Below are 14518 nucleotides of genomic sequence, written 5' to 3' on the forward strand. Positions count from 1 at the left end.
TCAAGGCAGGCCAGAACCATCTCGCCACGATGTAAGAGCGTCAGATAAACGAGGGCTGGCATCATCCAATCGGTTCCATCAGACCTGCGTTAAGGATCCCCCGGGGATCAAACCGCGACCGCAATCCTGCGGTCAGCCGCGCCACACCAGCAGCCTCAGGCTGAAAGACGGCAAGTTCGGTCTTGGTTTTGGCGTCAGCCCGCACCAGCGTGGCATGCCCGTCGAAATCGCCCAGATCCGCCCGCAAATCGTGCCCTTCTGGCACCTGCATCCAGATCAACCCGCCGCCCCAATCAAGCTGCAGCTGGTCAGAACCCGTGCGTGCAATCAAGTGTGGCGCATCAGATGGCTTGCAACTGATCCGCCAGACGTCGCCCTGGGTCTCGGCCAGCATCTCCACGTCCCGCACCTTGCGCCAGGCCGTCTCGCTCTCTTCACCCTCAAGAACAGAGATGTCAGCCCCATGTGCCAAACGATCGCGCAATGCACCACAACGATAGCCAACTGACCCCTCGAAACCTTCCAGCCGCAACATCGTGCGAGCCCCGTCACCCGCACCATTCGGATCATGCGCAGCACCGGTCACCTCGAAAGGCGTACCAAGCGCCTGTGACATGGCGGCGACCCCCGCCCCGATGTCCAGCCCGTGCAAAACAAGCGTCGTCTGCGTCTCCGGCTGCGGCAGCACTTTGAAAGACACCTCCGTCATCACACCCAGCGTTCCAAAAGACCCCGCCATCAGCTTGACCAGATCATACCCGGTGACATTCTTCATCACCCGGCCACCATTCTTGACCACAGCACCGCTGCCATCGACAAACCGCACACCCAGCAGAAAATCCCGCGCCGCGCCCACGGCAATCCGCCGCGGACCACTCACATTGGCCCCAAAGACCCCGCCAATGGTGGGGTCCCCCTGCACACCAAGCAGGGTGCGGTGATCCATCGGCTCAAAGGCAAGCCGTTGGTTGTTCTGGCCCAGCGCACCTTCGATCTCTGAAATCGGCGTCCCGGCCCGCGCGACCATCGTCAACGCTCCGGGCTCATAAAGCGTGACACCGGACAGCCCCGAAACGGACAGAACCTCACCCGCACCCGCAAACCCTCGCGTTCCGCCGCCCTGCACCGACAACGGTGCGTCCGCATCCGCAATCAATTCCCGCACCTCTGCTTCGCTGGAAGGTGTATGTTTTTCTCTGGCCATAATATTCCCAGGATGTTTGAAGGACAGCGTCCTTCATTCCCAAATAATCGAATGCGGGGCTTGCCCCGCTCCTCTAGGTCACGCCGCGCGTCGCCGTCCCTCGGAAACCCCCAGCGGGAATACTTTCGCCGGGTTCAGCAACCAGCCCGGATCAAACACATCCTTGACCGCCATCTGCGCTTCAAGATCGGCAGGCGCATACTGCACATCCATCAGATCGCGCTTTTCGATCCCCACACCGTGCTCGCCCGTCAGACACCCGCCTGCCTCGACACAAAGCCGCAGGATGTCGGCGCCAAAGGCCTCGCACAGTTCCAGATCACCGGGTTTGTTAGCATCAAACAGGATCAGCGGATGCATGTTGCCGTCGCCCGCATGAAAGACATTGCCCACCTTGAGACCGTACTGCGCGCTCATCTCGCCGATCCTGCGCAACACCATGGGCAACGAAGAGACCGGGATCGTCCCATCCAGACACATGTAGTCGTTGATTTGCCCCATCGCACCAAAGGCCGACTTGCGCCCCAACCAGATCCGCGCACTTTCCTCATCCGACGTGCTCTCGCGCAACTCGACCGGATTGTGCCGCCTTGCGATCTGCTTGATCAGCCCCAACTGATGGTCGATTTCCGCATCTGACCCTTCGACCTCGACAATCAACAGCGCTTCGCACATCGGATATCCCGCCTGCGCGAAAGCCTCGGTTGCCTCGATGCAGGGCCGGTCCATGAACTCGATCGCAACCGGCAAGACACCCGCCTTGATGATATCGCTGACGCAGGCGCCGGCGACTTCATTGTCGTCGAACCCCATCAACACGGGCCGTGCACCTTCCGGCTTGGGCAGGATCCGCAGCGTCGCCTCAGTGACAACACCCAGTTGCCCTTCCGATCCACAGATCAGACCCAGCAGATCAAGTCCCCCGGCGTCCAGATGCCCGCCGCCGATCTCGACGACCTCGCCGTCCATCATCACCATTTTGACGCCCATCAGATTGTTGGTCGTCACACCGTACTTGAGGCAATGCGCGCCTCCTGAATTCATCGCGATATTGCCCGCAATCGCACAGGCCAGCTGTGACGACGGGTCTGGCGCATAGAAAAACCCATCTTCCTCCACCGCGCCCGTCACGCTCAGGTTGGTCCGCCCCGTCTGCACCCGGATCAACCGGTTGTCATAGTCGGTCTCGATGACGTCGTTCATCCTTGCCACTCCCAGGATGACACTGTCGGCCGTCGGCAAGGCCCCCCCGGCAAGCGATGTGCCGGAACCGCGCGGCACCACAGGCACGCCTTCCGCATGGCAGATCTTCAGAACATCGGACACCTCCTGCGTGCTGGCAGGCAGAACCGCGACCATGGGCGGGCACTTGTAAGCAGTCAGCGCATCACACTCGTACGCGCGGGTCTCCCGCTCGTCATGGATCACCGCATCCGCCGGAAGCACCTCAAGAAGCCGTGACACCACCCGCGCCTTACGAGAAAGGACCCGTGGGTCCGGGACCGGCATTTCCATGGCAGACTCCTCCGCGATTCGATATTGGTAAAATAATATTACCAATTTATCTCGCTGGCAACCGACGTGCCCGCGCAGTAAGAGCATACCATGAATTGGCTGGACCGTATCGCCCTCTTTGAACCGCTCGATTTCGCGGCAGTTGCCTTGATCTTTGCCTTCTGGGCCGTCATCGGCTGGCGGGTGGAGCATCCGGCAAAGGACCATTTGTCCGTCTCGCGGATCATGGCAGAATACCGCCGCGAATGGATGCGCCAGATGATCACCCGGGAACCGCGCATCTTTGACGCACAGACGGTGGCAACACTGCGACAGGGCACCTCGTTTCTCGCGTCAACCTGCGTCATTGCTATCGGCGGGACACTTGCTCTGATCGGAAATGCCGAACGGGTGGCGGGCGTCGCCGAAGATCTGACACTGATGATGCACCCCGCAATCTTCTGGGAAATCAAGTTGCTGTTGGTTGTCTTTTTCCTGACCAACGCCTTCCTGAAATTCATCTGGTCGAACCGACTGTTTGGCTATTGTTCTGTGGTCATGGCCGCAGTCCCGAACGACCCTGCTGATCCACAAGCATCTGTCGTCGCTGAAAAAGCGGGTGAGCTGAACATCACAGCCGCCCGCAGCTTCAATCGGGGTCTGCGGTCAATGTACTTCTCTTTGACCAGCCTGGCCTGGCTCGCCGGCGCAATCCCGCTCATTTTGGCGGCATTTGTGACCCTGATTGTGATCTGGCGTCGCGAATTTGCATCGCATTCTCGTGCGATCCTATTGGTCAAATAGGCGCAACTCCTATATAGTGTGCAATCGTATTAGGTAATGAAACCATGAAAAAACATGTATTTGCAGCTATTTTAGCATTCGCGGGCCCCGCCTTGGCGGACGCGCCGGTTATTGAAAACGTGGCAGTTAACAAGTCAGGGGACATTTGGCGCTTCGATGTCACCTTGTCCCACAAGGATACCGGATGGGAAGATTACGCCGACGGTTGGCGCGTCCTCGACCCGGAGGGTCGCGAACTTGGCGTCCGCAAACTGGCGCACCCCCACGTGGAAGAGCAACCTTTCACGCGTTCTCTCTCTGGCGTCAGAATTCCCCAGGATGTGACAGAGGTGGGCATTCAAGCCAGCGATTCACGTGGTGGCTGGTCTTCTCCGATCACGCGCATAAAGCTGCGATAGCCACGGCGTTGGGCTAAATGGCAGAAGAACGCGTGCTTTACGCCCGGTGGTATGGACCCCCGGCAAGGATTGAGGCGGACCGATAAAGCTGTTCGGCCAGCATGACCCGCACCAGCATGTGTGGCCAGACCATCTTACCAAATGACAAAGCGTGATCGGCCTTTGCGCGCAGGCTGGGGTCAATCCCATCCGCGCCGCCGATCAGCAGAGCCACATCACCGCGCCCGGTATCGCGCCAGGTGCCAAGGCGCATGGCAAAATCAGGTGACGTCTCAACTTTGCCGCGTTCATCCAACGCGCAGATCAGCGCGCCTTGCGGCACAGCCTTTTCCAGCAGCACCGCCTCGGCCGACATGCCTCCGCCCTTGCGATCTTCGACTTCGATGACGCGCGCGGGACCAAGGCCCAGCGCACGGCCCGTCCGGTCGAACCGGGTCAGATAGTCGTCAATGAGAGTTTTCTCCGGCCCGGCGCGCAGCCGTCCGACAGCAACAATATGAAGGCGCATCGCCGTTCGCAGACGTGGTTAATGCGCAGCCGAGGCCGCGTCAGGGGAAAGCCACATCTTTTCCAGCTGATAGAACTCGCGCACTTCAGGGCGGAACACATGGACGATCACATCGCCCGTGTCGATCAGAACCCAATCGCCGATATCCTTGCCTTCAAGGCGCGGGGTACGCCCTGTTTCGTCCTTGACCCGCTGCACAAGCTTTTCGGCAATCGCGGCCACCTGACGGGTCGAACGGCCCGAACAGATCACCATGTAATCGCCAATAGCCGTCTTGCCACGCAGATCGATCTCCACGATGTCTTCGGCCTTGTCGTCTTTCAGAGAGGAAAGGATAAGAGCAAGCAGCGCTTCGCTGGTTGTCTCGGTTTGGGCGGTCGTCATGACCGCACCGTGATCCGCAGCCTCAGCTGCGTGAACGTGAATTGACAGGACATTGTCCTCCTTTTCTGGCTGCACCTGAAAAATGTATAAAATCCGCCCCGGTGCCGGACACCTGCAATTTAAACACGCCTTTGCGACATTTCAATTAATCCATGACGTGCGAAACAGCAGTTATCTGCCTTAGTGACCATTTTGCAGTCACCTCTTCGCACACGCCGCTGCGTAAAGCCTGCGCCAGCGCGCATCGATATCCGCCAGCATCGCCGGATCATACTGATCTTCGCGCTTCCAGTAGCGCCCGTCCGGTGTGTCATATCCAAGCGCGGTCTCGGCCTGCCTCAGCGCATCGTAAGACGGCCTGTCTACCGCGACGCCCTGAACCCGGCCCAGATCAGCCACCGCCGCCTTGGGAAAAAGCAAAGCGGTCTGCGCTGCATCCGACAGGTTGACGCACTGACATCCCTGCGCGGCGGCCATCATCGCCAGCCGCGCCGATTTTGCACCCAAATCCCGCAGTGTTACGTCCTCGCGCAGCGGATCGGCGGACCCGGTGCCATAAAAGTGCGTCTTGCCGGTGGCAGCATAGACCATATCGCACCCCAGGAATGCCAAAACCCGCGGCCGCAACGCATCCAGCGCCCAGTAGGCCGCCGTAAACGCCATCGTACCCCCCGCAAAAACAAACCCGCCATAGCGGTTCTGTGCGGGCACATAATCACCCGCCTTTACGACTGTCTGCCGCGCGCTGATCTTGCCGGGCATGCGATCCCGGGCAAAATCCTCCGGATGGATCAGCACGTCCCAATCCGGCCGCACAGCCCAGGCGTTGTTGATGGCAACGATCTGGTCAAACGGTGCACGCGGCCAGTCACGGCAGGCCAGCACGCCCGGCGCGCTGCCAAGGATCAAAACGATGGGTTCAGATATCATCGCCCAAACCTAGCGCACACGATACACCTTACAATCAGACTTTCAGTGTCAGATGGTCGCGGGCAGGGTCAGTCCAACGCAGCCGGCGCCGCTTTTTTCAGCGCCAGCTTGCTGTCCTCCAGCATCAAAACCTCGCGCTGCGGGAACGGAATGGAAATATCGTTCTCTTTGAACGCGTCCCAAAGGGCAAGATAGACGTTCCCGCGGATATTGGTCAGCCCGCCGGTGGGGTCCTTGATCCAGAACCGCAGGATGTAATCCACACTGCTGTCACCAAACCCCACGATATGACACACGGGCGACTTGAAACTCAGCACCCGGTCCACGCTTTTGGCAGAATCGATGGCCAGTTGGCGCACCACACGCGGATCATCGCCATAGGCCGTCCCAAAGTAGATATCGAGCCGCACAAAATCATTGGTGTGCGACCAGTTGACCACCTGATTGGTGATCAGATCTTCGTTCGGGATCAGGTATTCCTTGCCATCGCGCGTAACTACCGAAGCGTAGCGGGCGCCAAGGGTCTGTATCCACCCGAATGTATCGCCCAGGCTGATCACATCGCCGGGCTTGATCGACTTGTCGATAAGGATGATTACGCCGGACACAAGGTTCGACACGACTTTTTGCAGACCAAAACCAAGGCCCACACCAATCGCACCCGACAGAACAGCAAGACCGGTCAGGTCGATCCCGACGGCACGCACGCCCATGAAAAAGGCAAAACCATACAGAAAGATCTGGATGCCCTTGACCGCCAGCACCTGCATGGACGGGCTGATGTCTTCATTCTGGCGAATACGCGATGCGGTTGTCGTGCTAACCACGCGTGCCAGCGTGAAAAGCACGCCAATCGCAACAAGTGCGGTGATGAGATCAAGCAATGACAACCGGAATTCACCCAGCCCGATCGCCAGACCGTCCAGAAACCCAGCCACCTGATCGGCCACATTGACGAAGTAAAGCGTCGCATAAATCCACAGGGCCCATGTCACCATGCGGCGCAGGAACCGGTTCCGCACCAGCTGCGCGGCAAACGCAATGCACACCCAGACCGCCGCCAGTGTCGCGGCAAGCCCGATGAAATAGGATCGTGACGGCCAGGTAAGGTTCTGCATCGCAATGTAGACGCCGCTTGCCATCAAGGCGAACCACATCAACCCCAACCGTCGTCTCAACTGCACGATCAGGCGCAACTGCCACTTTTTCCAGCCCTCACGGGACCGAACATAGTTCTGGATCAACCGCCCCGACACCCGATGCAATACCCAGGCGATCAGGATCAGCCCTATGATGATCAGCAGTTGGTTTTGCCGCCAACCCGGCAACAGCATGCTTTGCACGAACGCGACAGAGCTGGTCCAAAGTCCCTCGAGTGAACTCAGGAAATCTGCAAAGGGGTCTGTTTCTTGATTCAACCGCGTGACCTTCAAAGGTTTTGACAAAGTTGAACACAGCCGCCCCGCCACGGCAAGCGGGTTGACCCAACCGGCGCTCGCCTTACACGCCGAATCCCTTGATCGCGACCCGCTTTCGCGCTAGGGCTCTGACCATGAAATACGTCTTCAATCAGACCGACCGCGCCCGCCTGCGCGAACGCTTTTACGGGGCCCGCCGCGCTGTGCGCGCCTGCCTGTAATAGCACACCCTTTTTCTGACTGACCGATCTTATCCGAACACCGTAAAGGGAGTGGACCGAATGTCCCCCAAAACACTCTATGACAAAATCTGGGATGCCCACGTGGCCCACGAGGCCGACGATGGCACCTGCCTGCTTTATATCGACCGCCATCTGGTCCACGAAGTGACCAGCCCGCAGGCCTTTGAAGGGCTGCGCATGACGAACCGCAAGGTCCGCGCTCCGGATAAAACCATCGCCGTACCCGACCACAACGTGCCCACCACGCCGGGCCGCGAAGACCCCAAGAACATGACCGAGGATTCAGCGATTCAGGTCGCGGCGCTCGACAAGAACGCCAAGGACTTTGGCATTCACTACTATCCCGTCTCTGACGTGCGACAGGGCATCGTGCATATTGTCGGCCCCGAACAGGGCTGGACTCTGCCGGGCATGACCGTCGTTTGTGGCGACAGCCACACCGCCACCCACGGTGCGTTTGGCGCGTTGGCGCACGGTATCGGCACATCCGAAGTGGAACACGTGCTGGCCACGCAAACACTGATCCAGAAAAAATCCAAGAACATGAAGGTCGAGATCACCGGCAAACTGCGCCCCGGCGTGACCGCCAAGGACATCACCTTGTCCGTCATCGGCGCCACCGGGACTGCCGGCGGCACCGGCTATGTTATCGAATATTGTGGCGAGGCCATTCGCGATCTGTCCATGGAAGGCCGAATGACCGTTTGCAACATGGCGATCGAAGGTGGCGCACGCGCGGGCATCATCGCACCCGATGAGAAAACCTATGAATACTGCAATGGCCGTCCCCACGCCCCCAAAGGCGCACAGTGGGAAGCAGCGCTGAATTGGTGGAAAACGCTTTATTCAGACGATGACGCCCAGTGGGACAAAGTGATCACCTTGAAAGGCGAAGACATCGCACCCGTGGTCACATGGGGCACCTCCCCCGAGGACGTGCTGCCGATCACGGCAAACGTCCCTGCCGCCGAGGATTTCAAGGGTGGCAAAGTGGGCGCGGCACAACGGTCGCTCGACTACATGGGCCTGACATCCGGCACGCCCCTCAAAGACGTAGAGATCGACACAGTTTTTATCGGCTCGTGCACCAACGGCCGTATCGAAGACCTGCGCGCCGCAGCCGAGATCCTCAAGGGCAAGAAAGTCGCCGTGAAACGCGCCATGGTCGTGCCCGGCTCAGGCCTCGTGCGGGCACAGGCCGAAGAAGAGGGTCTTGCCGATATCTTCAAGGAAGCGGGCTTTGAATGGCGCCTTGCAGGGTGTTCCATGTGTCTGGCGATGAACCCCGATCAGTTGCAGCCCGAGGAACGCTGTGCCGCGACCTCGAACCGTAACTTCGAGGGCCGTCAGGGGCGTGGCGGGCGCACCCATCTGATGTCACCCGCAATGGCAGCAGCCGCAGCGATCACCGGCAAGCTGACGGATGTGCGGGACTTGATGTGACCAGGGCAAAAAGGGGGGCCAGCGCCCTCCTTAAACTCCGGTAAATCCGGCGTACGCACGCACCGACGTGATACCGACGTCATACCGACATGATACCGACAGCCTTTTTGAAGGCCAGGAGAGACCAAATGGACAAGTTTACCACCCTCACCGGAATCGCGGCCCCGATGCCCCTGATCAACATCGACACCGACATGATCATCCCCAAGCAGTTCCTGAAAACGATCAAGCGCTCGGGCCTTGGCGTGAACCTCTTTGATGAGATGCGCTATGACGACGACGGCGCTGAAATCCCGAATTTCGTTTTGAACAAAGAGGCTTACCGCGAGGCGGAAATCCTTGTGGCGGGCGACAACTTCGGCTGCGGTTCCTCGCGCGAACACGCCCCGTGGGCCATCAAGGACTTCGGCATTCGCTGCGTCATCGCGCCTTCGTTTGCCGATATCTTCTACAACAACTGCTTCAAAAATGGCATCCTGCCCATCGCCCTGCCACAAGATCAGGTCGACGTGCTGATGAAAGACGCCGAAAAAGGCGCCAACGCCCGCATGACCATCGACCTCGACACGCAGACGGTCACCACGTCAGACGGCGAGACCTTTTCGTTTGAGGTCGACAGCTTCAAAAAGCACTGCCTGATGAACGGTCTGGACGATATTGGTCTGACTATGGAAAAGGCCGCGTCTATCGATAGTTTTGAAGTCCAGGCCGAACAAGCACGTCCCTGGGTCTGAAACCCTATCAGCGGGATTTGGCTCAGCCGATTCCCGCCGACGACGGCACGCTTGTGGGCGAGTTTACTGCGCCCACAAGATGTTGCGTTATGCCGCCTTCTTGCCATGAAGGTGATGCAAGAACGCCCCACTCACACCTACAAATAGCCGCTTCATTAACGTCTGGTTAACCAACAGCCTTGAGCAATATGACGAAAGAAGGCACAAATTGGGCAAGAATGAGGCAGTCCTCGGACCCCGGGGGCGACAAGCGGGAATACGCACGCGACACAGAATCGCGGCGGGCCAGTTTGGAAGGGCAGAAATTTGCTAGGACGAATGACAGGCGCTGTGGCGCGCGGATTCCTTGTGGCGTTGCTTTTGGCAACCCCGGCGCTGATGCTGCCGGAAGTCGCGACGGATTCCAGTCAGATCACGATCCTGATCGCCATGCTGGCGGCCTTTCTGACAACTGTCGAATACAATTCAAACTTCCCAAGCATCGTGTCCTTCCGTGACGCAGCCCCCTTCAATCGCCTCCGTTTTGCTGCACTTCTGGTGATGGTCGTTGCGCTCAGCGCAATTATTCGCGAACAAACACATGCAGGGTTGATGACAGGCGGCGTGACCGCAATTGGAACGATCCTTGGCAACGCGCTGGACTTTCCCTATTCACCCATCCGGCTTTTGGTGCTGACGTTGCCGGCAGATGCTGACCCGATGGTGGTGCAAACAGTACGCATCGCCGCAGGATTGTGCTCTGTCGTCGCCATGATCGCCATCGGAAGTTTCATCATACTGGTGCGCAGGTTGCAGTGGCCGACAAGATATGGCGCCTTCAACGTTTGGGTTAATCTTCCGCTATTTGACCCAACAGCTGGCGGAGACGTTGTGGATAGGCTGAGACGGCAGTCGCGTTCCAGTGTCGTCATCGGTTTTCTGATCCCGTTCCTGATCCCAGCTGTGGCCAAATTGGCAAATGATCTGATAGACCCAATCACGCTGCACAATCCGCAGACGTTGATCTGGACGATATGCGCATGGGCCTTTTTGCCAACGACATTGATCATGCGCGGGCTTGCGATGGGCAAGGTGGCGGACCTGATCGCGAACAAGCGTCGTCGTACCTACGCCGACGCCGAAGCGGCAAATGGATATCAAACCGCCTGATCGCCGCGATTGTCGCAGTATTTTTCGCAATCCCCCTTTGGGCGGATACCTTGCGCGTCGCTACATTCAATACCGAACTGGCCCGGAAAGGCCCGGGCCTTTTGCTGCGGGACATTCTGAATGGGGATGACCCACAGGTACGTGCTGTCATCAACACGATCGTGTCAGCCAGCCCCGATATCATCACGCTACAGGGCATAGACTACGACTTTGAAGGCCGCGCTTTGAATGCTCTTGCGGATGCATTGGGCAAGGCGGGTGCACCATACCCCCACAGGTTTGCCGCCCCACCGAACGCGGGTCGCATGACCGATCTCGATCTGGATCAAAACGGCAAAACGGGCGAAGCGCGCGATGCCCAGGGGTACGGTCGGTTCTTCGGGCAAGGTGCCATGGCTTTGTTGTCGCGCCATCCCATTTTGGCCGAAGATCTGCAGGATTTCACACCCCTTCTGTGGCGTGATCTGCCAAACAACCTTTACCCCATGAAAGAAGGTGCCCCATGGGGCGGCGCGCAGGCCCACGCGATCCAACGCCTTTCATCGCACGGCCACTGGGTGGTTCCGATTGATCACGCCACTTTTGGGCCGCTTCACATTCTCACCTTCCATGCGACGCCGCCGGTATTCGATGGCCCAGAAGACCGCAACGGCCGGCGCAACCATGACGAGGCAGCCTTTTGGTCTCAGTTCATGGATGGTGCGTTTGGCACCGCCCCCGAAAGCCGATTTATCCTCATGGCTGACGCAAATGCGGATCCTGGCAGGGGTGAAAGCCGGTCGGGCGCAATCAATGGGCTCTTAGGGGATCCAAGGTTGCACGATCCTTTACCCGATATACCAACTGTCGTGTGGGACGGTCCGGGCGAAATGCGGGTGGATTATGTGCTGCCCTCTGTCGATTGGCAGGTCACAGATGCGGCAGTCCTGCCAGCTGATCCGGTCGCCAGTCGGCACCGCCTGGTCTGGGTTGACCTGACACGCTGACGCCTTGCGCAGACCCACCATCCTTGACCCTTCCGCGCGCCCGCGATACCTCGCGCGGGACAGTTTTTTCAGGAGCATCCAATGGCCAACCCTACCCTTCTCATTCTCGCAGGCGACGGCATTGGTCCCGAAGTCATGGCTCAGGTAACCCGCGTAATCGACTGGTTCGGCGCCAAGCGCGATCTGGCTTTTGACGTGGAAAACGATCTGGTAGGCGGTGCGGCGTATGATGCGCATGGCACACCCCTGCACGACGATACCATGGCCCGCGCTCTTGAGGTTGATGCCGTCTTGCTGGGGGCCGTTGGTGGCCCGAAATATGACGATCTTGATTTCTCGGTGAAGCCTGAGCGCGGACTGCTACGGCTTCGCAAGGAAATGGACCTGTTTTCGAACCTGCGGCCTGCACAATGCTTTGATGCGTTGGCGGATTTTTCGTCGCTCAAAAAGGACGTGGTCGCAGGGCTTGATATCATGATCGTGCGCGAACTGACATCGGGTGTCTATTTCGGCGAGCCGCGCGGCATCTTCGAGGAAGGCAACGAACGCGTGGGCATCAACACCCAGCGGTATACGGAATCAGAAATCGACCGTGTCGCGCGCTCTGCCTTCGAACTGGCCAAACGGCGCGGCAACAAGGTCTGTTCGATGGAAAAAGCCAATGTGATGGAAAGTGGCATCCTGTGGCGTGAAGTCGTGCAGCGGGTGCATGATGCAGATTATCCGGAGGTCGAGCTAAGCCACATGTATGCTGACAATGGTGCCATGCAACTGGTGCGTGCGCCCAAGCAGTTCGATGTGATCCTCACCGATAACCTGTTTGGCGATATCCTGAGCGATTGCGCCGCGATGCTAACAGGCTCTCTTGGCATGCTGCCATCCGCATCTTTGGGCGCACCCAATGCAGAAGGAAGGCCAAAGGCGCTTTATGAACCCGTACACGGATCTGCCCCTGACATTGCTGGTCAGGGCAAGGCCAATCCTATCGCCTGCATGCTGAGCTTTGCCATGGCGCTGCGCTATTCCTTTGATCAGGGGGATGAGGCAACGCGACTGGAGGCCGCGGTTGAAAAGGTTCTTGCGGACGGCGCCCGGACGGCGGATTTGATGGGCCCTGACGACGGCGCGCCGATTTCCACCACCGAAATGGGCGATGCCATTCTTGCCGCTCTGGACGCAAGCCTCTGAGTTAGCATTCGGTTAATCCTGTCACGATACGCTTGGCCCACCACAATGGGATGCGCGCGTGATCAATCCGGATGACTGGAAGAACGACCCGTTGGTCATCGTGCAAGACGCGCTTTGGCCGCCCTGCTGGATGGCGGCAGAGGTGCTGGCCGCCGGGTGCCCTGACAAAGCGACAGAGCAGCGTCTTTTGGCTGCGTTCGACGGGGCGACCCGGATGATGCAGCACGACGCCGCACGGCTGATGACAGCTTACGGGGTGAACATATCAGAGGAAGATCAGGCACGATTTGGCGAGGCCGCCGTTTGTCTGATTGCAAGTCGGAAACATCTGCATGCGTTTTGCAGCGCTCCTGAAGATCTGAATGTACGCGCCCGCGCCACCACATCACTTTTCCAGCACACCCAACCTTGCGTCGCTGGGGCAATTCACCATCTACGCAGGATTTTCATCTCTTTGGTCCTGCTTCGCCAGAAAGAGCAGGCACAGCAGACAAGCACGGCAATTGACGGTCTGGATCGGATCAGCAAACAGATCTTTTTCATTTCCATCAACGCCAGTGTTGAGGCCGCGCGCGCAGGTGAGGCAGGCCGTGGGTTCTTGCAGATCAGTACAGATATCCGCGCACTGTCTCAGTCAGCGCAGGCTGCGACTCGCGATCTTTCTAGTCTTGTGGCCGACAATCGGAACCAGATCTGACATCTTGCGCAAACGGGTCTTTCGCCTTAGACGCAGGCCCACGGTCGGGCTGTAGCGCAGCCTGGTAGCGCACCTGCTTCGGGAGCAGGGGGTCGGAGGTTCGAATCCTCTCAGCCCGACCAGAATTCTCCAATCATACTCACAAAAATACCAAGCCCGTCAGAAGCGACCTGTTGGCGCACACCATGGTTGATTGCATGCAGAGCTTGACTGATCGATCAGTCAGCGGCATGGTTGACGAATGAACGTAGCCTCGCGCCCTCCTACGGACACTCAACCAGACGCCCTTCAGAAGATCCTCGAGGCGGCTGAGAGAACTTTCGCCGAGCACGGTTTTGACGGCGCCGGAATGAAAGCGCTGGCAACGCGCGCGCAGGTCAGTCAGTCATTACTGCATTATCACTTCGGCTCAAAAGGCCGTCTTTACGAGGCGGTCATTCGCAACCGCTCGACGCTTATCAACGACGAACGCCGCGCCATGCTGGACACCTGCGACCTCTCGGCCCCGGATGGGCTGGCTCAGGTTTTTCGTGCACTTTATGCGCCAGCTCTTGGGCCCTCGGGCGGTGGACGGGCCTATGCGCGCATCTTTGCGGGGCTGATTGCCGGAAACGCGCGGGATCAGGCGCTGGTGCGCGACAATTATGACGAAACGGCGCGGTCCTTTATCGCGGCAATCAGGACCTGCCTGCCAAGGGTATCAGGGCTGGAGGCCGCGCAGATATATCTATGTGCGCTTGGCGTACTGGCCACCTCACTTGCAAAGGACGGCCGCGCCGAACGGCTGAGCCGTGCACCCGAAACACCACGTACGAATGAAGAGCTTGTTAACACTCTTGTCCGTTTCGCGCTTGGAGGAGCTGAGGCGTTTCAAAACGAATAAGAACCATCAGGGAGGAAAGAATGGGAAAATCACTGAAAATATGCGCGTTTGTTGCG

At 58.7% G+C, this 14518-nt stretch carries 16 protein-coding genes and 1 tRNA gene; 11 read left to right on the plus strand and 6 right to left on the minus strand.

The window, feature by feature from the left end:
• Positions 1-61 precede the first annotated feature (61 nt).
• Both H9Q16_RS13165 and H9Q16_RS13170 read right to left on the minus strand, forming a co-directional pair.
• Positions 62-1204, minus strand: coding sequence for an FAD-binding protein (locus H9Q16_RS13165; protein WP_191075889.1), 1143 nt, complete (start codon positions 1202-1204; stop codon positions 62-64).
• A gap of 78 nt (positions 1205-1282) precedes the next feature.
• On the minus strand, positions 1283-2719 hold the full coding sequence (locus tag H9Q16_RS13170; protein WP_191075890.1) for an FAD-linked oxidase C-terminal domain-containing protein: 1437 nt from the start codon (positions 2717-2719) through the stop codon (positions 1283-1285).
• Between the two features lie 90 nt (positions 2720-2809).
• Here H9Q16_RS13170 and H9Q16_RS13175 point away from each other — a divergent pair, with 90 nt between their 5' ends.
• Positions 2810-3502, plus strand: coding sequence for a DUF599 domain-containing protein (locus tag H9Q16_RS13175; RefSeq protein WP_191075891.1), 693 nt, complete (start codon positions 2810-2812; stop codon positions 3500-3502).
• A gap of 44 nt (positions 3503-3546) precedes the next feature.
• The gene (locus H9Q16_RS13180) at positions 3547-3900 is read left to right on the plus strand and encodes a hypothetical protein (RefSeq protein WP_191075892.1); all 354 of its coding nucleotides are present in this window, start codon (positions 3547-3549) and stop codon (positions 3898-3900) included.
• Positions 3901-3937: 37 nt separating this feature from the next.
• Here the strand turns inward: H9Q16_RS13180 and rlmH are convergent, their stop codons facing one another.
• From rlmH to H9Q16_RS13200, 4 genes are all read right to left on the minus strand, one after another.
• Positions 3938-4408 carry a 23S rRNA (pseudouridine(1915)-N(3))-methyltransferase RlmH gene (gene rlmH / locus H9Q16_RS13185; protein WP_191075893.1) on the minus strand — a complete coding sequence of 157 codons (471 nt, stop codon included), beginning with the start codon at positions 4406-4408 and terminating at the stop codon, positions 3938-3940.
• An 18-nt stretch (positions 4409-4426) separates the two neighbouring features.
• Positions 4427-4792: a ribosome silencing factor gene (gene rsfS / locus H9Q16_RS13190; RefSeq protein WP_191075894.1), complete on the minus strand. Its 366-nt coding sequence runs from the start codon at positions 4790-4792 to the stop codon at positions 4427-4429.
• A 198-nt stretch (positions 4793-4990) separates the two neighbouring features.
• Complete coding sequence (locus tag H9Q16_RS13195) at positions 4991-5722, minus strand: hypothetical protein (RefSeq protein WP_191075895.1); 732 nt, start codon at positions 5720-5722, stop codon at positions 4991-4993.
• Between the two features lie 68 nt (positions 5723-5790).
• Entirely contained in the window at positions 5791-7140 is a 1350-nt protein-coding gene (locus H9Q16_RS13200; protein WP_386259849.1) for a mechanosensitive ion channel family protein, read from the minus strand.
• Between the two features lie 98 nt (positions 7141-7238).
• Between H9Q16_RS13200 and H9Q16_RS13205 the strand changes: the two genes are divergently transcribed.
• From H9Q16_RS13205 to H9Q16_RS13245, 9 genes are all read left to right on the plus strand, one after another.
• Positions 7239-7361, plus strand: a complete 123-nt coding sequence (locus tag H9Q16_RS13205; RefSeq protein WP_191075896.1) for an isopropylmalate isomerase — start codon at positions 7239-7241, stop codon at positions 7359-7361.
• Positions 7362-7421: 60 nt separating this feature from the next.
• Entirely contained in the window at positions 7422-8825 is a 1404-nt protein-coding gene (gene leuC, locus H9Q16_RS13210) for a 3-isopropylmalate dehydratase large subunit (RefSeq protein ID WP_191075897.1), read from the plus strand.
• A gap of 128 nt (positions 8826-8953) precedes the next feature.
• The gene (gene leuD / locus H9Q16_RS13215) at positions 8954-9559 is read left to right on the plus strand and encodes a 3-isopropylmalate dehydratase small subunit (protein WP_191075898.1); all 606 of its coding nucleotides are present in this window, start codon (positions 8954-8956) and stop codon (positions 9557-9559) included.
• A 318-nt stretch (positions 9560-9877) separates the two neighbouring features.
• Entirely contained in the window at positions 9878-10708 is an 831-nt protein-coding gene (locus H9Q16_RS13220) for a hypothetical protein (protein WP_246455729.1), read from the plus strand.
• Between the two features lie 50 nt (positions 10709-10758).
• The gene (locus H9Q16_RS13225; protein ID WP_246455732.1) at positions 10759-11694 is read left to right on the plus strand and encodes an endonuclease/exonuclease/phosphatase family protein; all 936 of its coding nucleotides are present in this window, start codon (positions 10759-10761) and stop codon (positions 11692-11694) included.
• 81 nt (positions 11695-11775) lie between these two features.
• On the plus strand, positions 11776-12882 hold the full coding sequence (leuB, locus tag H9Q16_RS13230) for a 3-isopropylmalate dehydrogenase (protein ID WP_191075900.1): 1107 nt from the start codon (positions 11776-11778) through the stop codon (positions 12880-12882).
• A 58-nt stretch (positions 12883-12940) separates the two neighbouring features.
• The gene (locus H9Q16_RS13235) at positions 12941-13579 is read left to right on the plus strand and encodes a methyl-accepting chemotaxis protein (RefSeq protein WP_191075901.1); all 639 of its coding nucleotides are present in this window, start codon (positions 12941-12943) and stop codon (positions 13577-13579) included.
• A gap of 45 nt (positions 13580-13624) precedes the next feature.
• Positions 13625-13701, plus strand: a tRNA-Pro gene (locus H9Q16_RS13240).
• A 119-nt stretch (positions 13702-13820) separates the two neighbouring features.
• Positions 13821-14462, plus strand: a complete 642-nt coding sequence (locus tag H9Q16_RS13245; RefSeq protein ID WP_191075902.1) for a TetR/AcrR family transcriptional regulator — start codon at positions 13821-13823, stop codon at positions 14460-14462.
• Positions 14463-14518 lie beyond the last annotated feature (56 nt).

This window comes from Sulfitobacter aestuariivivens, assembly GCF_014763045.1.
Taxonomy (GTDB): Bacteria; Pseudomonadota; Alphaproteobacteria; order Rhodobacterales; family Rhodobacteraceae; genus Sulfitobacter; species Sulfitobacter aestuariivivens.

Coding starts and splice junctions, on each gene's coding strand:
- H9Q16_RS13165 (WP_191075889.1), bottom strand. CDS start 1,204: ATGGCCAGAGAAAAACATACACCTTCCAGCGAAGCAGAGGTGCGGGAA.
- H9Q16_RS13170 (WP_191075890.1), bottom strand. CDS start 2,719: ATGGAAATGCCGGTCCCGGACCCACGGGTCCTTTCTCGTAAGGCGCGG.
- H9Q16_RS13175 (WP_191075891.1), top strand. CDS start 2,810: ATGAATTGGCTGGACCGTATCGCCCTCTTTGAACCGCTCGATTTCGCG.
- H9Q16_RS13180 (WP_191075892.1), top strand. CDS start 3,547: ATGAAAAAACATGTATTTGCAGCTATTTTAGCATTCGCGGGCCCCGCC.
- rlmH (WP_191075893.1), bottom strand. CDS start 4,408: ATGCGCCTTCATATTGTTGCTGTCGGACGGCTGCGCGCCGGGCCGGAG.
- rsfS (WP_191075894.1), bottom strand. CDS start 4,792: ATGACGACCGCCCAAACCGAGACAACCAGCGAAGCGCTGCTTGCTCTT.
- H9Q16_RS13195 (WP_191075895.1), bottom strand. CDS start 5,722: ATGATATCTGAACCCATCGTTTTGATCCTTGGCAGCGCGCCGGGCGTG.
- leuC (WP_191075897.1), top strand. CDS start 7,422: ATGTCCCCCAAAACACTCTATGACAAAATCTGGGATGCCCACGTGGCC.
- leuD (WP_191075898.1), top strand. CDS start 8,954: ATGGACAAGTTTACCACCCTCACCGGAATCGCGGCCCCGATGCCCCTG.
- H9Q16_RS13220 (WP_246455729.1), top strand. CDS start 9,878: ATGACAGGCGCTGTGGCGCGCGGATTCCTTGTGGCGTTGCTTTTGGCA.
- leuB (WP_191075900.1), top strand. CDS start 11,776: ATGGCCAACCCTACCCTTCTCATTCTCGCAGGCGACGGCATTGGTCCC.
- H9Q16_RS13245 (WP_191075902.1), top strand. CDS start 13,821: ATGAACGTAGCCTCGCGCCCTCCTACGGACACTCAACCAGACGCCCTT.